At 69.2% G+C, this 20,367-nt stretch carries 19 protein-coding genes; 11 read left to right on the top strand and 8 right to left on the bottom strand.

Annotation, left to right across the window (positions count from 1 at the left end):
* Positions 1-58: 58 nt before the first annotated feature.
* Together AAW51_RS14630 and AAW51_RS14625 are read left to right on the top strand one after the other, a co-directional pair.
* Positions 59-532, top strand: coding sequence for a hypothetical protein (locus tag AAW51_RS14630; protein WP_047195194.1), 474 nt, complete (start codon positions 59-61; stop codon positions 530-532).
* A 234-nt stretch (positions 533-766) separates the two neighbouring features.
* On the top strand, positions 767-1,291 hold the full coding sequence (locus tag AAW51_RS14625) for a DUF3455 domain-containing protein (protein WP_047195193.1): 525 nt from the start codon (positions 767-769) through the stop codon (positions 1,289-1,291).
* 36 nt (positions 1,292-1,327) lie between these two features.
* On the opposite strand, the gene AAW51_RS14620 is transcribed toward AAW51_RS14625, so the two are convergent.
* Positions 1,328-1,870 (bottom strand): hypothetical protein, encoded by a 543-nt coding sequence (locus AAW51_RS14620; RefSeq protein WP_047195192.1) that lies wholly within the window; start codon positions 1,868-1,870, stop codon positions 1,328-1,330.
* Between the two features lie 544 nt (positions 1,871-2,414).
* Between AAW51_RS14620 and trhA the strand changes: the two genes are divergently transcribed.
* Positions 2,415-3,029 (top strand): PAQR family membrane homeostasis protein TrhA, encoded by a 615-nt coding sequence (trhA, locus tag AAW51_RS14615; protein WP_047195191.1) that lies wholly within the window; start codon positions 2,415-2,417, stop codon positions 3,027-3,029.
* 405 nt (positions 3,030-3,434) lie between these two features.
* Positions 3,435-3,623, top strand: a complete 189-nt coding sequence (locus tag AAW51_RS14610; protein WP_047195190.1) for a hypothetical protein — start codon at positions 3,435-3,437, stop codon at positions 3,621-3,623.
* A 351-nt stretch (positions 3,624-3,974) separates the two neighbouring features.
* Here AAW51_RS14610 and AAW51_RS14605 read toward each other — a convergent pair whose 3' ends face one another.
* On the bottom strand, positions 3,975-4,220 hold the full coding sequence (locus tag AAW51_RS14605) for a hypothetical protein (protein WP_047195189.1): 246 nt from the start codon (positions 4,218-4,220) through the stop codon (positions 3,975-3,977).
* 270 nt (positions 4,221-4,490) lie between these two features.
* Here AAW51_RS14605 and AAW51_RS14600 point away from each other — a divergent pair, with 270 nt between their 5' ends.
* A complete protein-coding gene (locus tag AAW51_RS14600) occupies positions 4,491-5,639 on the top strand; it encodes an extracellular catalytic domain type 1 short-chain-length polyhydroxyalkanoate depolymerase (RefSeq protein WP_047195188.1) in 1,149 nt (382 codons plus the stop codon).
* An 11-nt stretch (positions 5,640-5,650) separates the two neighbouring features.
* On the opposite strand, the gene AAW51_RS14595 is transcribed toward AAW51_RS14600, so the two are convergent.
* Positions 5,651-6,097: a hypothetical protein gene (locus AAW51_RS14595; protein WP_157359897.1), complete on the bottom strand. Its 447-nt coding sequence runs from the start codon at positions 6,095-6,097 to the stop codon at positions 5,651-5,653.
* A 241-nt stretch (positions 6,098-6,338) separates the two neighbouring features.
* Here AAW51_RS14595 and AAW51_RS14590 point away from each other — a divergent pair, with 241 nt between their 5' ends.
* Positions 6,339-8,411 (top strand): thioredoxin domain-containing protein, encoded by a 2,073-nt coding sequence (locus tag AAW51_RS14590; RefSeq protein ID WP_047195186.1) that lies wholly within the window; start codon positions 6,339-6,341, stop codon positions 8,409-8,411.
* 76 nt (positions 8,412-8,487) lie between these two features.
* Entirely contained in the window at positions 8,488-9,636 is a 1,149-nt protein-coding gene (locus tag AAW51_RS14585; protein ID WP_047195185.1) for a metallophosphoesterase, read from the top strand.
* Here the strand turns inward: AAW51_RS14585 and AAW51_RS14580 are convergent.
* From AAW51_RS14580 to AAW51_RS14570, 3 genes are all read right to left on the bottom strand, one after another.
* Positions 9,596-10,477 carry a YihY/virulence factor BrkB family protein gene (locus AAW51_RS14580; protein WP_047195184.1) on the bottom strand — a complete coding sequence of 294 codons (882 nt, stop codon included), beginning with the start codon at positions 10,475-10,477 and terminating at the stop codon, positions 9,596-9,598. The two genes, AAW51_RS14585 and AAW51_RS14580, sit on opposite strands and share 41 nt — an antisense overlap.
* Positions 10,478-10,612: 135 nt before the next feature.
* Positions 10,613-11,833 (bottom strand): acyltransferase family protein, encoded by a 1,221-nt coding sequence (locus AAW51_RS28180; protein ID WP_053013583.1) that lies wholly within the window; start codon positions 11,831-11,833, stop codon positions 10,613-10,615.
* A 461-nt stretch (positions 11,834-12,294) separates the two neighbouring features.
* Positions 12,295-13,899, bottom strand: coding sequence for a TolC family outer membrane protein (locus AAW51_RS14570; protein ID WP_157359896.1), 1,605 nt, complete (start codon positions 13,897-13,899; stop codon positions 12,295-12,297).
* 324 nt (positions 13,900-14,223) lie between these two features.
* Between AAW51_RS14570 and AAW51_RS14565 the strand changes: the two genes are divergently transcribed.
* Together AAW51_RS14565 and AAW51_RS14560 are read left to right on the top strand one after the other, a co-directional pair.
* Complete coding sequence (locus AAW51_RS14565; RefSeq protein WP_083438304.1) at positions 14,224-14,949, top strand: transglutaminase-like cysteine peptidase; 726 nt, start codon at positions 14,224-14,226, stop codon at positions 14,947-14,949.
* A gap of 19 nt (positions 14,950-14,968) precedes the next feature.
* Positions 14,969-16,900, top strand: coding sequence for a bifunctional diguanylate cyclase/phosphodiesterase (locus AAW51_RS14560; RefSeq protein WP_047195183.1), 1,932 nt, complete (start codon positions 14,969-14,971; stop codon positions 16,898-16,900).
* A gap of 20 nt (positions 16,901-16,920) precedes the next feature.
* Here AAW51_RS14560 and AAW51_RS14555 read toward each other — a convergent pair whose 3' ends face one another.
* Positions 16,921-17,532, bottom strand: coding sequence for a GIY-YIG nuclease family protein (locus AAW51_RS14555; RefSeq protein ID WP_157359894.1), 612 nt, complete (start codon positions 17,530-17,532; stop codon positions 16,921-16,923).
* Positions 17,533-17,709: 177 nt separating this feature from the next.
* Positions 17,710-18,639: a LysR family transcriptional regulator gene (locus tag AAW51_RS14550; protein WP_047195181.1), complete on the bottom strand. Its 930-nt coding sequence runs from the start codon at positions 18,637-18,639 to the stop codon at positions 17,710-17,712.
* 148 nt (positions 18,640-18,787) lie between these two features.
* Between AAW51_RS14550 and AAW51_RS14545 the strand changes: the two genes are divergently transcribed.
* The gene (locus AAW51_RS14545; RefSeq protein WP_047195180.1) at positions 18,788-19,192 is read left to right on the top strand and encodes a RidA family protein; all 405 of its coding nucleotides are present in this window, start codon (positions 18,788-18,790) and stop codon (positions 19,190-19,192) included.
* A 134-nt stretch (positions 19,193-19,326) separates the two neighbouring features.
* Positions 19,327-20,238: an SDR family oxidoreductase gene (locus AAW51_RS14540; RefSeq protein ID WP_047195179.1), complete on the top strand. Its 912-nt coding sequence runs from the start codon at positions 19,327-19,329 to the stop codon at positions 20,236-20,238.
* The last annotated feature ends 129 nt before the right edge of the window (positions 20,239-20,367 follow it).

Here is a 20,367-nt window from a genome sequence, read left to right as displayed (position 1 = left end):
CCGATTCTGTTTGAGAAAGGGTGACGAGATGCGACTTGTCCCTTGCTGTTGCCGGTTGATGCAGCTTGGTGTTGGGCTGTTCGGATTTATCGGCTTGGTGTCGATGGCCGCAGCGCAGCCGCCGCAATCTGCATCCGCCGAAGCCTCGGCCGACGCGCTGTCGGCGCGCTACCTGCAGCTGCGCAAGGCAGGAGGGCACTTTGGCGGCGCGAGCTGGAACGGCGCCGTCGATGCCTGGGGCGGCGAGAAGCACACGCTGATGCGGCAGTTGGCCCGCCACGTGGTGAGCCACCCGACCCAGCGCACCGAGTTGCACGCGCTGATGGGCGCGCCCGACCAGGTGCTGGACTGCCGCCTGGCCGACTGCGAAGCCTCGCTGCGGGCCTTGCAGTGGGTGGGCGAGCGACCTCCGGCGTCGCGCCGGCCCGCGGAAATCGCGTGGTATGACTGGCGGGGTCGGCACGACCGCCTCGTGTTCGTGCTGGACGACAAGCAGGTGTACGGCGCCGGCTGGCTCCATGCCTATGAATGAACGGCGCCTGCAGGCGGCCGGCGCGATGGGGTGCGAGCCGGGTGTTGCCTGCCATGCCGCCAGGTGCGGCCTTGGCGCAGGCGCGACAGGACCTTTGCCGGCGCTGGTGTAGCCTCGGGCCTGTTCGGACGACGGCCGCGGTGCTGGCACAGCGGTTTGTCGTGAGAACGTCGGCACGCACTCGCGTCTTCGTGAGTGGCGTGTGTTGTACAGACAAGAAGGAGACGTTTGCGTATGAAATCAGCCCTGATCGCTTTGGCCCCTGTGGTCCTGCTCGCCGCTTGTGCGACGCCGTCCGCACCCCACCAACAGGTGCCCCCGCAGCTGAAGCCGCCGGCGGGTTCGAAACTGACCCTGGAGAGCCCGGCCGAGGGCGTGCAGATCTACACCTGTGGCCCGAGCAAGACAGACCCGGCGCGCCATGAGTGGGTGTTCAAGGCGCCGGAGGCCGAGCTGTTCGACACCAGCGGCAAGCGCATCGGCAAGCACTACGGCGGCCCGACCTGGGAGTCCGCCGACGGCAGCAAGGTGGTGGCCGCCGTGGCCGCACGTGACGACGGGCCAGATGCCGCCGCGATTCCATGGCTGCTGCTCAAGTCGACCTCGAACGCCGGGCAAGGCACGTTCGCGTCGACGAGCTACATCCAGCGGGTGGCCACGGTAGGCGGCAAGGCGCCGACCGACGCCTGCGACGCGGCCCGGGCCGGCACCGAACGTCGCGTGCCCTACCGCGCGACGTACTACTTCTTCGCCGGCTGACCCGGCGCCGGGCATAGAGGGCGGCGGCTGTCCGGCCTAACGGTCGGCCGCCGCCTCGAGCGGCGGGCAGTCGTTGGCGGCGGCGGCAGGGCTGCTGTCCCGACGCGGCGTGACGGGATCGAGTGAGGGCAGGGCACGCGCGCGCTCGCTTGCGCGCCGCACACCGCCCTCGATCAGTGCCTGCGCGAGCCAGCGCGCAGCATCGAGCGCCTCGGAAGGGTGCAGATAGGCCCGTTGGGTCCAGATCGGCCGTTTCGTCCAGTTGCCGCTGGCCGCCTCACCCTCGAGGCGCGCAGCGGCGAAATAATCGTGTCCGCGCCCGATGGCCAGTGGCACCACCCCGATCCCCGCGGACCGGAAAGCCGGGCCTTCGATCACGTCTGCGTCGGATGCCGTGTGCGAGGTGGCGTCCTCCCAGCGCAATTCTGAATCGGCCGCCGACTCGGGGTCGAGCGCCGACTGGTGTTCCCAGCGCTGGCGAGCGACCACCAGTGCATGCTCCGACCGCATGCTGGGCCGCAAGGCCAGCAGACGGGCCGCACAGCGTTCTATCCACGCTGTCTTCAGCTGTTGTGTCATCGATATTTCCTTTCCGTCCCTGCTCACTCGTGCTTCCCGGCCGCCGTGGGCGGACTGCTGAACGGGGGACCGAGTGCGTCGCCGCGGCGCATCGGAGGCGCTGGGCGGGCATGCCGCGCGGCTCCAAGCCACGTCGCTGCCTTGGTGGGAACTGGCCCGCTGCGTCGTCCTCATACGTCGCGGCGGCACATGCATCTATCGTGCCTCGCTGTTCCAGTCCCACTGTCACACGAAGTTAGACCACCAGCCGTGCAGCGACAAGCCACCCAAAGGCAGGGGATACACCAAAACCGGCGCCCTGCATCCCAAGGCTTAGGGGGGTCGGGGAAGCCGCTGACACAGCTGCATGCCCTCTGGCAGTTGGTTTTGGCGCAGGTCCTGCTTATGAGGGATCGACGTGGCAAGCAGCTTTGCATCCAATGACCTGCAGCGGCCCCGTCACGGGTTTGTCTTGCAGCAATTGGAAGATCTCGTTCAAGACCCGTTACGCAAGACCCGTGGTCAGCCACCGCCGTTCGAGACCCCTGACAGAGGAAGTTGCGAGATGTACCCCGGAGAACGCTTCAACAGTTGGACCCACCTCGCCGGGTTGGCCCTGGCCATGGGCGGATCGGTCGTGTTGGTGCAGACCGCACTGCATCAGGGCGACGTCTGGAAGCTGGCCAGCTTCAGCGTGTTCGCCGCCTCGATGGTGCTGCTGTATGCCGCCTCGACGCTCTACCACAGCGTGCGCGGCGACAAGAAGGCGTGGCTGGCCAAGGCCGACCATTGCGCGATCTATCTGCTGATCGCGGGCACCTACACGCCCTTCGCGCTGGTGACGCTGCGCGGTCCCTGGGGATGGACCTTGTTCGCTGCCATGTGGCTGACCGCAGTGGGCGGCATCGCCAACGAGTTGCGCAAAGGCCCGCACACGCTGCCGTCGGTGCCGTTGTACATGCTGATGGGTTGGGCCGGTGCCGTCGCGGCGATACCGTTGCTCGAGCGTTTGCCGGCACTCGGCCTGTCATGGCTCGTCGGCGGCGGGCTGCTTTATACGGCGGGCGTGTTGTTCTATGCGAAGAGCGATGCTTGGCGTCATGCACACGGCATCTGGCATTTGTTCGTGCTGGCGGGCACCGGCTGCCACTATGTGACGGTGTTGTATTTCGTCAGGTAGTGTCCTGTCTCAGAAATACGTGGCATTTCGACGGGCCGAAACGGGGATGAGCGCAAGGCGAGAAGCCGGGCAGATACCGGGTGGTATCTGCCCGGCTTCGCAACGCGGCGATCGCCCCGTTTCGGCCCGCCCCGCAGGGGTTCGGCCAGATGGCGCCCTCGCAGGCTTGCCGGTCGGGGTCGATACCACCCGGTATCGACCCCGACCGGCGCACCCGCGATCATCACCATCTGACCGAATCGAAATGCCACGTATTTCTGAGACAGGACACTAAGTGTCGGGAAGGAAACAGGGGTTGAGCAGCGTCACAGTCCTGCGCCAGAGCCACACGGCTTGCCCCAGCACACCGGGTCTCGCCCATGGTATGGTTCTCGGGCCGGACGTCCGGTCGAGAAAGGGCCCGCCATGCAGACACTCGACGAGATGCGCAGCCTGGGCCTGCTGACGCAAGAGCAATACCTCGAGATCACGCGCTACGTGATGCACCATCCGACGCCCGAGCAGATCCGGGCGATGCCGCCGCACCTGTGGCGAGCTGTGCTCAACGCCGACGCCTTGCTCTACCCCGACGAGGAAGACATCGCGAAGCACTGAACCCGTGCCAAGGCTGCGCACGGTGTCGACGGTGTCGGCCGCCAGTCGCGGCCGCGCCCTGTTCGCTCAACCCTGAAGACAGTGACCAAGGCCGCCTGCAAGGTGCCGGCCAGACGGCCCGTATTGCGCCATTGACGGCGCACGTGGTGTTGGTCAGAAGGGGACGCTGTGCGAGGCATTTGCCGGTACAGGTGCCCGACGGACCGGGGGCCGGTCGGCCCCAGGTCGCCTGCAGGTCCCCCCGGCCGCGGCATTTGCCGGGACCGGCGTCGGCTCGACGATCGGATGTGCGCGGCGAAGGGCGGGGCTTGCCGGGCTACCGGCGCGCCGCCCCCGCGTCGAGACGGTTCGCTAGCGCTTCACGTTCTCGCGGTTGAAGCCGGGGGTGGGGGCGATGGTGCTGGGTCGGGCGTCTCCGCCGCACGGCGACTGCCACTCCCGCAGCTCCTGCTCGAGCAACTGGTGACCGTCGCGCTGCGCCAGTTCGATCAGCCCGAAAACGTTGTCGTCGGTCACGTGTTCATGGCCGAGGCCCCGCTTCAACTGGCGGTAAATCTCTTGCAACTGGTTGTCGGCCGATGCGTCGTCGTGGTTCATGGCGAGGTCCTTTCCAAAGTGGTGGAATACCCAAAACGGGCAAGCCGTATGCCAAGAACTCGACGAGCCACCGCGCTGCCGCCGGGTTCTTCGAGCACCATCCGGGTGGATGGAGAAGGGCTGGCGTCGGCACGTCTGGCAGCAGGCCGGCTGTCGTTGTAAGTGGCGTATCGGGCGACGGCGCGGCGAGTGCCGTGGCGAAGCGAACTCGCTCGGCTACGACGGACGCGGCGCGCCGGCGCGTCCGTTTTGACTGAACGGAAGCCATGCATGAAGCCCAACTGGCAAGACTTGATGCGTCAAGCGACGCTGGCGCAGGCCGCCAGCCTGTTCGACGCCGCCGCCGTGATGCAGCGCAGCTTCAGCTCCACGGCGTCAGCCCGGCCTGCCCCGCCGAGCGCGCCGCCGCCTCTGGAAGAGGTCGTCGCGTCCCCACAGCCGCTGGTGCTGGACGTCGAGGCGAGGGTGATCGAGCCGGCCCCCTCGCTGCGCGCCCGTCGCACCCGCACACGTCCTGCCCACGTGCCGGTGCGACGGGGCCCGGGTGAATTCAGGAGCGGCCACTACACGCAGGTGAGTGGCAGCCGCGAGTACCGCCTCTACATCCCCCCGGGGGCTGCCGAGGCGCCGCTGCCGCTGGTCGTGATGCTGCACGGCTGCGTGCAAGACCCGGACGATTTCGCCGCCGGCACGCGGATGAACGAGGTCGCGCGCGAGCACGGCTTCTACGTGCTGTACCCGGCGCAGACCAAAAACGCCAACCAGTCGCGCTGCTGGAACTGGTTCAAGCACAACCATCAACAAAGGGGCCGCGGCGAACCGGCCCTGCTGGCGGCGATGACGGCCGAAACGATGAACCGCTACCGCATCGACCGGCGGCGCGTCTACATTGCCGGCCTGTCGGCGGGTGGCTCGATGGCCGCCATCGTCGCACACGCCTATCCCGAGTTGTATGCCGCTGTCGGCGTCCATTCCGGCCTGCCACCCGGCTCGGCCTTCGACATCGCGTCCGGGCTGGCGGCGATGCGTGAAGGCCCCCGCCCGGCCTGGCACCCTGTGCTGCCGCCGACAGGCTTCATGCCGCCGTCCACCGCGGTGCCCACCATCGTCTTCCATGGCGACCGCGACCCGATGGTGCACCCGCGCAATGCCGACGGCATCATCGCCTCGGCGCTCGGCAAGGGCGGTGCGCGACCCGGGGCCCGCCTGGAGCAGTCCGGGACGGTGGGCGGACGCCGCTACACGCGGTTTTGCTATCTCGAAGCCGACCGGCAGCACGTGTTCGCCGAACAGTGGGTGGTGCACGGCGCAGGCCACGCCTGGGCCGGGGGGCACCCGCACGCGAGCTGTACCGAGGCCCACGGGCCCGATGCGTCACGCGAAATGTGGCGCTTTTTCGCGGAACACCCGCGGCCCTGACCGAAGCTCGTTCAGGACGGACGCGCTTCGGCGACGCCCCGTTCGATCGCGCGCAGGTCTTCCTCGGCCACACCCAACAGCACGGCCGAAGGGGGCGTGCCGGGGGGCAGGCGGCGCAGCGCCTTCGGCAGCGTGTCGCCCAGCAGCCGCCCGAGGTCGGCGGCCAGCAAGCTGCGCTGGTCGGGCTTGCCCTCGCCGGCGCACAGCACGACGAAACGGAACAGCTTCGACGCCTCCCAGACCCGGAAGGCCTCCGCCTCGATCAAGGGTTCCAGGCCCGCGAACGCGCTCAGCGTCCGCAGCGTCGCGAGCAGGTCGCGCCCGCGTGACGATTTGTCCAGCACGAGGCAGTAGTGCTCGGCCTTACCGGGCGAGCCGAACTCGCCCGCATCGAGGCGGCGGCGCAGGTCGTCCGCCACCTGTTTGGCCATCGCGTTCCTGCGTTTTGCTTCACCCATCTACAACTCCCACAACGGTCATCACTGTCCTGTACACGCGGGCGCAAGGCCGCCCGGCACGGGTCCGCCACCCAATGGCGAGGTGCGAATATAGGGCAGGTGGTGGCCGGGCGCTGCAGAGCGCTTTTACGGCCGCGTGGCCCCCCGCCCCCGACCGGCGCGCGGCGCCCTGTTCCGCCCAGGGAGCAGGCCCGGCGGTTGCCGGCAATGGGGACGAACCCGGCCCATCGGAGACACGCCCATGCCCAACCGCCTGGCGCAGGAAACCAGCCCCTACCTGCAGCAACACGCCGAAAACCCGGTCGAGTGGTATCCGTGGGGCGACGAGGCACTGGCGCTGGCCCGCGAGACCGGGCGGCCCATCCTGCTGTCGATCGGCTACTCGGCCTGCCATTGGTGCCATGTGATGGCGCATGAATGTTTCGAGGACGAGGGCACGGCGGCCTTGATGAACCGCGGCTTCGTGAACATCAAGGTCGACCGGGAGGAGCGCCCGGACCTCGACCAGATCTACCAATCGGCCCACCAGCTGATCACCCGGCGTGCGGGCGGCTGGCCGCTGACGATGTTCCTGACGCCCGAGGCACAGCCCTTCTTCGGCGGCACCTATTTTCCCAAGCGCTCCCGTTATCGCTTGCCGGGCTTCGATGACCTGCTGAAGCGGGTGGCACAGGCCTGGCAGACGCAACGCGAGCAGCTCGAGGCGCAGGGTCAGGAGCTGGTGCGCTACCTGAGCGACACGCTGCCCACCCCGGAGGAAGACGCAGCGCCGCTGCGCGATCGACTCGAGCGTGCCGCCGCGGAAGGGCCGGCGGCCCTGCGCGAGGCGATGATGGCGGGCTTCGACGCGGCGCATGGCGGCTTTGGCGACGCGCCCAAGTTCCCGCAGTCGTCGAGCCTGTCGGCCTTGCTGCGGCAGGCCTGGCGCAGCAACGACCGCCAGGCGCGCGATGCGGTGCTGTTCACGCTGCGCCGCATGGCCGAAGGCGGCTTGTTCGACCATCTCGGCGGCGGCTTCTTCCGCTACAGCACCGACGTGCAGTGGCAAATCCCGCACTTCGAGAAGATGCTGTACGACAACGGGCCGTTGTTGCGGCTGTACGCGCAGGGTTGGCAGCTCACCGGCTCGGCCTTGTTCCGGCAGGTCTGCGAGGAAACCGCCGCCTGGCTGATGCGCGAGATGCAAGGCCCCGACGGCGGCTACTTCTCTAGCATGGATGCCGATTCCGAGGGCGAGGAGGGCCGCTACTACCTGTGGCGTCCCGAGCAGGTCAAGCCGCTGCTGGCGCCGGCCGAATACGCCGCCTTCGCCGCCCGTTACGGTCTGGACACCTTGCCTAATTTCGAACAGCACGCATGGCATTTGCGCCTGGCCTTGCCGCTGGAGGAGGTCGTCGAGCGCGCCGGTGCCTCGTTGGAGCAGGTCGAGGCCGACGTGGCGGGGGCGCGCCGGCGCCTGCTGTCGGAGCGCGAGCGGCGCCCGCGCCCGGGCCGCGACGACAAGGTGTTGACCAGCTGGAACGCCCTGACGATCGACGCCATGGCCTTCGCCGGGCGTGTCTTCGGGCGGCCCGACTGGATCGCCTCGGCCCGGCGCGCCCTCGAGTTCGTACGTCGCGCGCTGTGGCAAGACGGCCGCCTGCTGGCGACCAGCAAGGACGGCCGCTCGCACCTGAACGCGTATCTCGACGACCATACCTTCCTGCTGGCCGCGGTGCTCGAACTGATGCAAAGCGATGGCCCGGTGCGCCACGACGACCTTCAGTTCGCGCTCGCCGTGGCCGACGCGATGCTGGCCCGCTTCGAGGACACCCGCGACGGTGGCTTCTACTTCACCAGCCACGATCACGAGCGGCTGCTGGTGCGGCCCAAGACCGGACACGACGGCGCCTTGCCCTCGGGCAATGGCATGGCCGCCCGGCAGCTGCAGCGTCTGGGCCATTTGCTGGGCGAACCTCGCTACCTCGCGGCGGCCGGGCGCACGATGACCTGGTTCGCGACCGAAATGATCCAGCTGCCGCACGGGTTCGCGACGCTGGCCGAGGCGCTCGACGAGCATGCGCACCCGCCCAGCGTGGTGGTGCTCAGCGGGCCTGCTGCATCGCTCGCCGACTGGACCCGCGCGCTCGACGCCCGCTACCGTCCCGACCTGATCGTGGTGCAACTGCCCGAGGACACACAGGGCCTGCCGTCATCACTGCACAAGCCCGTCGGCGCACGGCCGCACGCTTGGCTGTGCCGCGGCACGCAGTGCTTGCCGGCGGTGGACCAGCCGGACGCCCTGTGCCAGCTGCTCGACGGCGTTGGCCCTTGAGGCGCCGCCTCGCGTCCCAGCGACAGCGCCGCCCGCCCGGCCTGCACGTGCCCGGCAGCAGCCGCGACAATCGGGCATGACCTATCCTCCCCTGGCCCTCGGGCTGCTCGTGCTGTTGCACGGCTACATCGGCGCCCGCCTCGTGGCGGCCTTGCCCCCAGCCGGATGGGCGCCGGCGGTGGCCTTCGTGTTGCTGGTCTTCGCGCTGGTGTATTCCGGTCTCAGCCATGTGTTCGGGCCCCGTCCGACGCAGGGCTGGTGGGCCTGGATCGGGCTGTCGGCGATCGGCTATTTTTCGAGCCTGCTGGTGCTGACGCTGCTGCGCGACCTGGGGCTGGGTGTGGCGTGGCTGGGCGAGGTGCTGGGCCTGGGCAGGGCGCTGGACGATCGGCTGCGCCTTGCGTCGGCCGTCGCCGTGCCCGTGCTGGCGCTGGCGGCCAGCGGGCTGGGCTTGTTCATCGCGCGGCGGGTGCCGCCGGTGCGCCAGGTCGACGTGCCGATCGCAGGCCTGCCCGACGAGTTGCACGGCTTCACCGTGGTGCAGATCAGTGACCTGCACGTCGGCCCCACCATCCGCCGGCCGTTCGTCACGCGTGTCGTGCAGGCCGTCAACCGCTTGCAGGCCGATGTGGTGGCGGTGACCGGCGACAGTGTCGACGGCAGCGTGGCCGAACTGGCCGAGCACATCGCGCCGCTCGCGCAGTTGCAAGCGCGCTGCGGCGTCTACGCGGTGACCGGCAACCATGAGTACTACTCCGGCGGGCACGCCTGGATTGCCGAGCTGAACCGGCTGGGACTGCGGGTGCTGATGAACGAGCACGTCGTGATCGCGCGTGGCAAGGCGCGTCTGCTGCTGGCGGGCGTGCCCGACTACACCGCGCACCAATTCGACCGCTCGCATCGCAGCGACCCTGCGCTGGCCCTGCGCGGTGCGCCCGACGATGTCGACGTGAAGCTGTTGCTGGCACACCAGCCACGCAGCGCCCCTGCCGCGGCACGCGCTGGCTTTCACCTGCAGCTGTCCGGCCACACCCATGGCGGGCAGTTCTTGCCGTGGAAGTGGTTCGTGCCGCTGCAGCAGCCCTACACCGAGGGCCTGAAGCGCCATGACGGGCTGTGGGTCTACATCAGCCGCGGCACCGGCTATTGGGGCCCGCCCAAGCGACTGGGCGCGCCGTCGGAGATCACGCAGTTGCGCCTGGTGCGCGCCGCGGCACGTTCTTGAGCGAGCCGTAGGTGTGGGCGTAGGCCGAGGTGAACTCGGCGCCCAGCAAAAAGATCTGCGCCGAGTAGTACACCCACACCAGCAGCACCACCAGCGAGGCGGCCGCGCCGAAACCCGAAGCGACGCCGCTCTTGCCGATGTAGAGCCCGATCAGCGTCTTGCCGACGGTGAACAGCAGCGCGGTCACCGCGGCGCCGATCCAGACGTCATGCCAGCGGATGTGCACCCGCGGCATCAGCTTGTAGATCATCGCGAAGCCGGTCGTGATGATGGCAAAGCTGAAGGCGAAGTTCAGCGCCGTGGCCACCACCTCCCAGGCCCCCATCATCGGGCCCCACCAGTTCCCGAGCGCGGCCAGCGCGGCGCTGATGATGAGCGAGACCAGCAGCAGGAAGCCGATGCCCAGGATCACGCCGAACGACAGCACACGCGAGCGCAAAAAACCCCAGAGGCCCGCCGTTGCGTCGGCCTCCGGCGCACGCCAGATGCGGTCCAGCGAGGCCTGCAGTTCGGCGAACACCGTGGTGGCGCCGATCAGCAGTGCGACGATGCTGCCGACCGCGGCCAAGGTGCTGCGCACCGGTTTGTTGGCGCTTTCCAGCAAGGCCTGGATCGCCTGCGCGCCATCGTCGCCCATCAAGCCGCGCAGCTCGGCGAGGATCTCGCCGCGTGCCGCTTCCTCGCCGAACACCAGCCCGGCCACCGAGATCACGATGACGAGCAGCGGCGCCATCGAGAACACGGTGTAGTAGGCCAGTGCCGCACCCATGCTGGAAGCCTTGTCGTCCACCCAGGCGGACACCGCTTGTCGAATCAAAGACCAGGCTTGCTTGAGCGTCATGAGGGCAATGGCAGCAGAAGGTGGACGCCGCCGCACCATGCGCCGGCTGGGTGCCAGCGTTTCGGCAAGGGACGTGCCCGTGCGGAGGCCGGTCCGCCGACGAGCTGCCGAAGGCGACGAGCCGGCGTGCTTGGCTCAGCGCAGCGAACTCGACGCCGGGCTGCCGCCCCGGCTCGGCTCCGATGCCGGTGTCGGCGCCTTGAGGACCGCGCTCGCGTCGCCGTTGAACAGCAGCCGGTACAGCGCGTACCGCTTCAGCAGCCCGTGCACCGACCATGCCACCGTGAGCGAGATCGTCACGATGGCAATGAACTCGACCCACGCAGGCAGCCCCACCCAGCAGAAGGCGAGGCCGGCGCCGAAGATGGGGATGATGTGAAACAGATAGATCGAATAGGAACTGTCGACCAGCTGACGCACCAGCGCGGAGGGACGGTCCAGCCAGCGGGCGCAGGCACCCAGCACCAGGTGAGCGCCGGCCCAGGCCCCGGCCGGCAGCAGCAACAGGCGCAGCGCCTTTTGCCACGCGGCGCCGTGCGGCGGCCACAGGGCACACGCCAGCAGCACCAGCGCCGCCAGCGCGACCGTACCGCGGCGCCACGTGACCAGGCTCGCGAGCAGGCCGCGTTCAAGGCAACACAAGGCGCCGGCCAGAAAAAAGGGCAGGTTGAACAGCAGTTTCTGCGTCGAGATGGCCGCCCACAGCGGGCCGGGCAGGTGCAGCCCGGTCAGGTTGTCGAACGCACCGAGCGCGAACGAATAGGCGCCGTGGAGCCCCAGCAGGGCGGCGAGGCCCAGCCACGTCAGCCGGAGGCCGCGCCGGGCCAGCGCCGCCAGCCCGGCCATGACCCGGGGGGTGGCGACGGCGGCCAGCACCAGCGTGTAGAGCATCAGGTCGATCAGAAACCACAGCTGGGCCACCCAGACCCGGCCGGCGTCCGCGCGCACGCGTCCCTCTGCGTTGAAAAAGCTGTGCGCCCACGTGCCACCCGAGGCCGTGCTGGCGATTTCAAGCAGCCCCACCTGCAGCGGCGACAGCACCAGCAAACAGGTGATCAGCGGCACGCCCAGCCGGAACAGCCGGGCGCGCACGAACTCGAGCCGCGGGCGCTTGCCGAGCAGCATCGCGGCAAAAAAGCCCGCCACCAGAAAAAAGGCGGGCATGCGGAAACTGCCCGACGCCTGGGCCAAGGCCGTCAACAGCGGCGATTTGTCGGGCGAGCTCAGTTCCCAGCCCTGGATGGAATAGACCATCGCAGCATGGAAAGGGATACCCAGCAGCATCAACGCGGCGCGTGCGCCGTCCAACCAATAGAGGCGACCTTGGGTCGCCGAGCCCGCGTCTACACGGCTCATCCGTTCTCCCTGAGTGACAACGTGGCGGCCGGCGGAAGTGATCGTTGGACGCAGGCCGACGTGGATCTCGAACCCCGGGCCCCGCCTTCCAGCCGCGGATGCGCTCAGCGCTAGCGTGCAGGCTAACAAGAACCCCGGGTTAATACCGGGTCGCGTCGTTACCAGATGAGTCGTCCGAAGCACGTCGCAGACCCGTGTAGGGCGAATCAAGACATAGCAACGGGAATGCCTGCAGCCGCTGCAAGGCCTCCCAGGCGACTGTGGAAAGGGGGGATGGTCCCAGCGCCGGTGCGGCCGTGCGGGGGCGTCGGCGAGGCAGGGATGGGCGGCCCCGTGGCGGCTCGGCGGCACCACTGGCCGCGGCAAGACGCGGCCCTCGCGGTATTTCGGGCTGAAAGAAAGTCTTACCGAGTCGGCAGCAGCGCCCGGGGGCCGTGCTTGCTAGCCGCCCCCTCCGTGTTTCAGCGGGGCGCGCCAGCCGGCGGCACAGCCCCGGGCCGGGCGGGCGCCGGCAACGGGGCCGGTCGAGACGGCGTGGTGGTGACCGGGGCGCCATCGCGGCTTCCCGGGCCGGCCGGCGCCGTCGGCGCGGTCTGCGGGGCGGTGCCCGGCAGCACGCCCGGGGGCAACGCCGGCGCTGCGTTGGAGAGCCGATGCGCGCGCGCGTCCAGCTGACTCTTCGAGGTGATCAGCACCTCGGGGCCGGCCGCGGGGCAGCGGGCGGCCTGGTCTTCGCCAGCGGCCCAGCCTTGCGCCTCGGGCGGGGGCTCGGCTTGCGCCGTGATGCCCAGTGTCGACAGCAGCGTGCCGGCTGCCGCGTGCACGCGGGCGTAGGCGATGCCGAGGTCGTACTCGGCGTTGGCGTAGGCGCGGCGCGCGGTGTAGAGCTCGTTTTCCGAGTTCAGCAAGTCCAGCAGGCTGCGCTGACCGATGTCGAACTGCTTGCGGTAGGCGTCGCGCGCCTTCTCGATGGCCAGCTGGTTGGCGTCCAGGAAACGCAGCTGGTCGACCAGCTTTTGGGTGTCGTTGTAGGCGATCGTCGTGGTCTGGCGGGTGTCGCGGCAGGCCTTGTCACGCAGGGCGGCGGCCTGCTCGGCCAGGTCGGCAAGTTGGCGGACCCGGGCATGGTCGGAGCCGCCGTTGTAGAGGTTCCAGGTCAGCAGCAGCTCGGCGCTGGTGTCGCGTCGCTGGTCGGGCACGCTCTCATAGTTGTGCCCGAACCCGGAGCGCAAGCGCGCCTCGAGCCGCGGCTGATAGGTCGCTTCGCCGCTGCGCAACTGCCAGCGCACCGCCCGCAGGTTTTCGATCGCCGCGCTAACCGCGCCGCTGCGTGCGACGGCGGTCTCGAGCGCCGACGCCGCGCTCACCGGCAGGCCTTGCTGGAGCGGCTGTGGCAGCTCGACCGAGGCCGGCGGCAGTTGGCCGACGATGCGCTGATAGCGGGCCGAGACATCGTGCAGGTTGGCGATCTCGGTGCTCAGGTTGGATTCGGCCAGCGCGAGCCGCGCGGCGGCTTGCTCGAGGTCGACGCCGCGGCTGACGCCGGCCCGAAAGCGGGCCTGGATCTGATCGTGCGAGGCCTTGTGCTGGACGTAGTTGTCTTCCGCCAGCTCCACCAGCCGCCGAAAGCGCGCCACATCGTAATAGGCCCGCACCGCCTCCAGCGCTGTCTGCTGCGCCGCATCGGTGAATTCGAAATAGCGGCTCAGGCCGGCATGACCCAGGCGCTGCACTTCGCTGCGCGTGTCGCCCCCATCCCACAACATCTGCGTGACGCTCAGCGAGGCCCCGGTGCGGCTCAGGCTCGATTTCTCGGGCGTGCGTGACTCCACCTTGTCTCGATCCCGCCCGCCGCTCGCCGTCAGGTCGAGGCGCGGCAGATAGCCGCCGCGTGCGACGCCCACTTCATGCCGGGCCGCCGTCCAGGCATGCAGCCGCGCGCCCAGTTCCGGGTTGCTGTCGAGCGCCTGCCGTGCCGCCGTTTGCAGTGCGGGCGACGACTGGCCCGCTGCGGGCAGCGATGCCAGCAACAGGGCAAGGGCGGTAACACGGGTTCTGAGGGTCATCGAAACTCTTTCCAAGCTGCGCCGCTGCATGCCGCAGCGGGTCGGCCACACATCCGCCGAGATCGGCGGCCGGCCAGGTGCGCGCGTCCACCACACGCCGCCGGAGGCTGCGCAGTGTATCTATCTGTAATTCCCCTTGCCGGTCCCTGAGTATGGACAGGTCCGGTGTGGCCGCTGCGCGGCGCGAGGTAGCGCGCACTCGCGGCACCGCAGGACGATGTGCAGCTTACCCACGGCGAGCCGCTGACAAGTAGCGAAAACTGCCGCATTTGCGGCCTTATTCCTCGCCTGCAGGGTGCGGTCCTTCGGTAGTCTGGCGGCCTCATGTTCTGGTTTCCCGCCGCCGCGACCAAGCGAGGCGCGACCCGGCGCGGGCGGCAGCACGCCCGCGCGGGGCTGCGCCCGCGGCTGCTGCCGTGCGCGCTGCTGTGGCTGGGCGTCACCTGGAGCGTGGCGGCGCTCGATGCGCAGCGCATGGAGAAGGCCGCCCAGCAACTCGGCCCCAACGCCGTCAGTGGCGCCCGCGCGCTGCAGCAAGACCTGGCCGAGCTGCAGAGCGCCGAAGACCGGCAGAAGCTCGCCGGCGTCAACCAGTTTTTCAACCGGCGGCTCGCCTTCCGCGACGACCAGCTGGTGTGGGGCCAACTCGACTACTGGGCCAGCCCGCTCGAAACCCTGCAGCAGGGCCAGGGCGATTGCGAAGACTTCGCGATGGCCAAGTACTTCAGTCTGCTGGCCGTGGGCATGCCGCCCGAGCGCATGCGGCTGGTCTATGTCCGTGCGGCCATCGGCGGACCCGGCGGCGCAAGCCAGGCGCACATGGTGCTGGCCTACTACCCCACGCCGCAGGCCGAGCCGCTCATTCTCGACAACCTCATCGGCGACATCCGACCGGCCTCCCGCCGCCCGGACCTGACGCCGGTGTTCAGTTTCAATGCCGAAGGTCTGTGGCAGGGGGTCGGTCCCTTGTCGGCCGGCGACCCGACCACGCGCTTGTCGCGCTGGCGCGAGGTGCTGGCCAAGGCCCGCGACCAGGGATTCTTGCCGTGATGGCCGAGGAGACAACCGGATGTCTTTGATCCGACAAATGTGGCTGGTGATCGTGGCGACCGCCGTGATCGCCTTCGCTGGAAGCTTCGGCGTCACCGTCGCGTCGGCGCGGCAATACCTGCAGACCCAGCTGCGCGTCAAGAACAGCGACAACGCGGCGGCTCTGGCCTTGTCGCTGTCGCAGCAGAAGGGTGACGCCGAGCTGATGGAGTTGCTGGTGGCGGCGCAATTCGACACCGGTTTCTATCAGCGCATCCGCTTCCGCGGCACCGACGGGCGTGTCATCGAGCGGGTCGCCGACCCCTCGCGCGCGCGCGCCGATGCGCCGGCCTGGTTCGTCGCCCTGGTGCCGATCGCGTCCGAGCCCGGGGTGGGGCAGGTGAGCGATGGCTGGCGGGCGCTCGGCTCGGTCGAGGTGGTGAGCCAGGTGTCGTATGCCTATCGTGATCTTTGGCGCGGTTGTTTGCGTGCGGGCGCCTGGCTGGCGCTGGTGGCCTTGGTGGCCGGCGTGCTGGGCAACGTCATCGTGCAAGGCATACGCCGGCCGCTGCACCGAACCGTGCGGCAGGCGCAGGCCCTGACCGACGGGCAGTTCGTGACGGTCGAGGAGCCGCGCGTGCCCGAGCTGCAGCGTTTGACCCGCGCGATGAACGGCATGGTGGTGCGGGTCAAGACCGCCTTCGAGGAGCAGGCCGGCCAGGTCGACACGCTGCGGCAGCAGGCCACGCGCGACCCGGCCACCGGTGTCTCGCACCGCCGTCACTTCCTGACCCGGCTGGAGTCGGAGCTGGAGCGCGAGGACGCGGCGCTCGAGGGCGCGCTGATCATGGTGCGCATCGCCGAACTGGCGCGGGTGAACGCCGAACTGGGGCGGCGCGATACCGACCGGCTGATCCAGCAAGTGGCCGAGGTGCTGCAGACGCATGCAGCGCAGGGCCACGGCGGCTGGGTCGGGCGGCTCAACGGCTCGGACTTCGCGCTGTGCCTGCCGGCGCACGACGCCGAGCGGCCTGCGATCGAAGCCGATGCGGCGCGTTTGATGGCCGCGCTTCGAGCCGCCTGCGAGCCTTTCGGGGCCGCCCAGGGGGTGATGCTCGGGGCCGTCCATTACACCGCCGGCACGGCGCTGTCGCAGCTGCTGTCGCGCGCCGACGAGGCGCTGGCGCGTGCCGAATCGCAAGGGCTGTTTGCCTGCGTGGTGCAAACGGACAGTGCCGCCGGCACGGTGGCCACCGGCGAGGAGGGCTGGAAACGTCGCATCGAGGCGGCGCTGTCCGAGGGACGTTTGCAACTGGCCCGCTATCCGCTGGTCGACCCCCGCGGTCAGCTGGTGCACGACGAGAGTCCGCTGCGGCTGCAACTCGAGCCCGGCGGCCCCTTCCTGTCGGCCGCGCAATGGCTGCCGCTGGCCGTGCGCACGCACACGGTCGCGGCGGTCGATCTGGCGGTGGTCGACCTGGCGTTGCGGGAGATCGCGGCCAATGCACGTCCGGTCGGCGTCAACCTGTCGGTCGCGTCGGTCGTCGACCCCGGTTTTGCCGCCGCCCTGCGCATGCGCCTCGAAGGCTTGCCGGCGGCGCGCCAGCTGTGGCTGGAAGTGCCGGAGGTGGCCGCGCTGCGGCACCATGGGCTGGTGCGCGAGCTGTGCCAGCAGGTGCGTCACGCCGGCGCGCGCTTCGGCCTCGAACACGCCGGGGAACACCTGCCCAAGATCGAGCGGCTTTATGAGATCGGGCTGGACTACCTGAAGCTCGATGCCCGCTTCGTGCGCGGGGCCGCAGAAGAGCAGGCGGTGCGCAACTTCGTGCAAAGTGCGACCGCGATGGCGCACGGGCTCGGCATCCAGGTGTACGCCGAAGGCGTGACGGCGGCGGCGGATGCCGAGGCCTTGTGGACCTGCGGCGTCGACGGCATCACCGGCCCCTGGGCGGCGGGCGCGGTGCGCGGCTAGGGCCTGAGTGTTAACAGGCCCTAGCGCAGCAGCGTGTTGTAGCCCGGTTGCAGGTGCTTGACCAGACGTGACTCCAAGGCGTTCAGGTCGGACGCCGGTGTCCACCGAATCCAGACGCCTGATTCGCCGTGCGGCAGCGCGCGGGTTCTTTGCTGCACGGCCATCAGGAGCAGCGACTTGCCCGGATGCCGCAGGGTGCTGGACACCTGCGGCGGCCCGGCGCGGCGTGACAGCACGAGGACCTTCTCGGGATCGGCCAGATAGCTGCCGAGCCGTGTTCTCAAGGAGCTGGCCTTGCCGATGTAGAGCATGCCGGGGCCCGGGTGCAACGGTCCGTCGTGGCTGGTGAAGACATAGATTCCGGCGGTTTTCGGTGCTGTCCCCCGGTGGTGCCGCAGGTCTTCCAGCTTCACCGGGGCGGTCCAGGGCAAGGCGGTGAGCCAGGACGGCGGCGGCGGCACCCTCGCGCTGGCGCCGGAACGCAGCGCCGGCGGACGCGCGGCCAACCCGGGCGGTGACAAAGGCGTTGCCACGCTGTTGGAGGAACCCATCCCCGCTGCGGGCGGGGGCGGGGGCGTCGAGGCCGGGGTGCCGGCCGCCATGGCGGGCCGGGGCCGAAGGGGTGGGATCATCGTGCGCTCCTGACGGGGAAGGAACTCAGGGTGCCGCCTGAATGCCTGCCGTAGGCGGGGGGCCTGAACCGCTTCATCATCGGCAAGGCTGTGCCGTCGCACGCCACCGCATGCGAAGCACGCGACGGGCATGCGAAGCCGCGACAGCCTCCGAGTCGGCCGCACCAAGGCGCAGCGTCAGGGCTCACGGCGGGCCGTCACGGGCGGCGCGTGCTCCCCCATCAGTTCGGCCACCCAGTCGATCAACACCCGCAGCTTCGCGCTGACATGCCGGTTCGGGAGGTACGCCACGTACAGCGGCATCGGGTCCATGTGCCAGTCGTCGAACAACGGCACCAGCTCGCCCGACGCCACGTGAGCCTTGGCCATGTAGTGCGGCAGCCAAAGAATGCCCATGCCGGCCAGGCCGGCCGCGAGGTAGGCATTGCCATCGTCGACCGCGACGACATAGCGGCCCTGCACGTCGATGTGCTCGCCATCGCGCCGCATCGTGACGCCAGCCACCTTGCCGCTGCGCGCCCGCAGAAAGCCCACGATACGCTGATGCGAGTCTTCCAGTTCACTCGGATGCGACGGCGTGCCGGCACGTTCGAGGTAGCTGGGGGCCGCGTACACGCCGAGTTGCAGATCGCCCACACGGCGGGCCATCAAGGACGTGTCCGTCAGCTCGCCGCCGCGCAGCACACCATCCACGTTGTCCCCGATCAGGTCCACCATCCGATCGCTGACGCCCATGTCGAGCTGGATCTCGGGGTAGCGGGCATGAAACGCCGGCAATGCCGGCACCAGGATCATGCGGGCCAACGGACTGGGCACATCCACGCGCAATCGACCCTTGGGTGTGGCCGATGCGCCCGACAAGCTGGTGTCGGCGTCTTCCAGATCGGCCAGCAGGCGTGCCACACGCTCGTAATACGCCGCGCCGTCGGCCGTCACCGCGACCCGCCGTGTGGTTCGGTTCAGCAGCTTGACGCGCAGCCGCGCTTCCAGTTGCTGCACCAGCTGCGTCACGCTGGTCTTGTTCATGTGCAGCGTCTGCGCCGCCTTGGTGAAGCTGCCCGCTTCCACCACACGGACAAAAGCCCGCAGCGCATCGAAACGGTCCATCTCTGCTCCTGACCCTTCGAAGATTGTTTGGATTGTGCAAACAGTGATTGTGCGGCTTGCTTGTCGATCCGCCGCGAGCACGCCTTTAGAGTTCTTTCAGCGCGGGCTGCCATCGCCCCCCGAACTTATCCATACAAGGAGATCCTTCATGTCTGTACGTGATGTTGTGTTCCCTGCCGGACGCCAGGCGTTGTACGAAAGGAACCGCTACTCGCCGGCCATCCGTTCCAACGGCCTTCTGTTCGTTTCGGGCCAGGTCGGCAGCCGACCCGACGGGTCACCGGAGCCCGATCTGGAGGCGCAGGTCGGGCTCGCGTTCGACAACCTGAACGCGATCCTGTCGGCCGCCGGCTGCACCTTCCAGGACGTGGTCGACGTGACGGTCTTCGTTGTCGATCCGGCTGCGCACCTGGAACGCATCTGGAAGGTGGTCGCCGAGCACTGGGGCGATGCGCCGTACCCGACGCTCACCGGCGTCGGTGTCACCTGGCTCTATGGCTTTCAGTTCGAGATCAAGGTCATCGCCAAGCTGCCTGACGCCAGCGTCGGCTGACCGGCTCGGCAGGCGCTGACCTGTCGCGCCGCGCGGCGTGGTGACCTCGCTTCGTTTGCAAGTTTCACAGACCCCCCGTCCAGGCGACGCTATCGTCATGACGTCCGTGACCGAGTCAAACGAAAGGAGCGCGCATGGGAAGCACAGCGGGAAGCACCACACCGCCGCTGCAGGGTTGTATCGCAGTGGTCACCGGCGCCAGTCGGGGCGCAGGACGGGGCATTGCGGTCGAACTGGGCGCGGCCGGCGCGACGGTCTATGTCACCGGGCGCAGCACCCGAACCGAGCCTGCGCCGAACTACGATGAACTGCTGGCCTTGTCGGGCCTGTCGACACTGCCCGGCACCATCGACGAGACCGCGGAAGCGGTCACGCGTGAGGGCGGCCAGGGTATCGCGGTGCGCTGCGACCACACGCGCGACGAAGACGTGGCGCAGTTGTTCGACCGCGTGCAGCGCGAGGCCGGCCGGCTCGACCTGCTGGTGAACAACGCCTGGGGCGGCCACGAGAGCTTCAACGGCGTGTTCGATGCACCTTTCTGGGAGCACCCGATCGAGCATTGGGACACGATGTTCGACCGCGGCGTCCGCAATCATTTGCTCGCCAGTCGCCATGCGGCGCCGATGTTGGTGCGGCAGCGGCGGGGCCTGGTCGTCACCACCACCTTCTGGGACCGCGATCGTTACCTGCGCGGCAATCTCTACTACGACCTCGCCAAGGCGGCGATGAACCGGCTCGCCTTTGCGATGGCGCAGGAGTTGCGCCCGCATGGCGTGACCTCGCTCGCGCTGTCGCCCGGCTGGATGCGCACCGAGTTCGTGTTGGCCGGCCACAAGACCGACGAGGCGCATTGGCAGGAGCGGCCGGCGCTGGCGCGCACCGAGTCGCCACGCTACCTGGGGCGGGCGGTGGCCGCGCTTGCCGCGGACCCGAACGTGTTGCAGAAGACCGGGCGGGTGCACCGGGTCGCCGACCTGGCGCGCGAGTACGGCTTCACGGACGTGGACGGCCGGCAGGTGCCGGCGTTCGAGCTGGACCAGACCTGACCGAACAGCGCCACCACGGCCATGTCACCGGCGGTCGCCTGGCACCACGGCCGGACCGCCCGTCGGGCGGGGAGGGAGTGCCAAAGCGCCGGTGCGGTGGGCCTGCAAGCGCCCACCGTGCCGGAACGT

The sequence above is a fragment of the Caldimonas brevitalea genome (genome assembly GCF_001017435.1).
Lineage (GTDB): Bacteria > Pseudomonadota > Gammaproteobacteria > Burkholderiales > Burkholderiaceae_C > Caldimonas > Caldimonas brevitalea.
The sequence above is the reverse complement of the archived record's forward strand: the minus strand, read 5'-3'. Positions and strand labels throughout refer to the sequence as shown.

Bases quoted from the DNA above. Each gene is read 5' to 3' on its own strand.
- AAW51_RS14630 (WP_047195194.1), top strand. From the start codon at position 59: ATGCAGCTTGGTGTTGGGCTGTTCGGATTTATCGGCTTGGTGTCGATG.
- AAW51_RS14625 (WP_047195193.1), top strand. From the start codon at position 767: ATGAAATCAGCCCTGATCGCTTTGGCCCCTGTGGTCCTGCTCGCCGCT.
- AAW51_RS14620 (WP_047195192.1), bottom strand. From the start codon at position 1,870: ATGACACAACAGCTGAAGACAGCGTGGATAGAACGCTGTGCGGCCCGT.
- trhA (WP_047195191.1), top strand. From the start codon at position 2,415: ATGTACCCCGGAGAACGCTTCAACAGTTGGACCCACCTCGCCGGGTTG.
- AAW51_RS14610 (WP_047195190.1), top strand. From the start codon at position 3,435: ATGCAGACACTCGACGAGATGCGCAGCCTGGGCCTGCTGACGCAAGAG.
- AAW51_RS14605 (WP_047195189.1), bottom strand. From the start codon at position 4,220: ATGAACCACGACGACGCATCGGCCGACAACCAGTTGCAAGAGATTTAC.
- AAW51_RS14600 (WP_047195188.1), top strand. From the start codon at position 4,491: ATGAAGCCCAACTGGCAAGACTTGATGCGTCAAGCGACGCTGGCGCAG.
- AAW51_RS14595 (WP_157359897.1), bottom strand. From the start codon at position 6,097: ATGGGTGAAGCAAAACGCAGGAACGCGATGGCCAAACAGGTGGCGGAC.
- AAW51_RS14590 (WP_047195186.1), top strand. From the start codon at position 6,339: ATGCCCAACCGCCTGGCGCAGGAAACCAGCCCCTACCTGCAGCAACAC.
- AAW51_RS14585 (WP_047195185.1), top strand. From the start codon at position 8,488: ATGACCTATCCTCCCCTGGCCCTCGGGCTGCTCGTGCTGTTGCACGGC.
- AAW51_RS14580 (WP_047195184.1), bottom strand. From the start codon at position 10,477: ATGACGCTCAAGCAAGCCTGGTCTTTGATTCGACAAGCGGTGTCCGCC.
- AAW51_RS28180 (WP_053013583.1), bottom strand. From the start codon at position 11,833: ATGAGCCGTGTAGACGCGGGCTCGGCGACCCAAGGTCGCCTCTATTGG.
- AAW51_RS14570 (WP_157359896.1), bottom strand. From the start codon at position 13,899: ATGACCCTCAGAACCCGTGTTACCGCCCTTGCCCTGTTGCTGGCATCG.
- AAW51_RS14565 (WP_083438304.1), top strand. From the start codon at position 14,224: ATGTTCTGGTTTCCCGCCGCCGCGACCAAGCGAGGCGCGACCCGGCGC.
- AAW51_RS14560 (WP_047195183.1), top strand. From the start codon at position 14,969: ATGTCTTTGATCCGACAAATGTGGCTGGTGATCGTGGCGACCGCCGTG.
- AAW51_RS14555 (WP_157359894.1), bottom strand. From the start codon at position 17,532: ATGATCCCACCCCTTCGGCCCCGGCCCGCCATGGCGGCCGGCACCCCG.
- AAW51_RS14550 (WP_047195181.1), bottom strand. From the start codon at position 18,639: ATGGACCGTTTCGATGCGCTGCGGGCTTTTGTCCGTGTGGTGGAAGCG.
- AAW51_RS14545 (WP_047195180.1), top strand. From the start codon at position 18,788: ATGTCTGTACGTGATGTTGTGTTCCCTGCCGGACGCCAGGCGTTGTAC.
- AAW51_RS14540 (WP_047195179.1), top strand. From the start codon at position 19,327: ATGGGAAGCACAGCGGGAAGCACCACACCGCCGCTGCAGGGTTGTATC.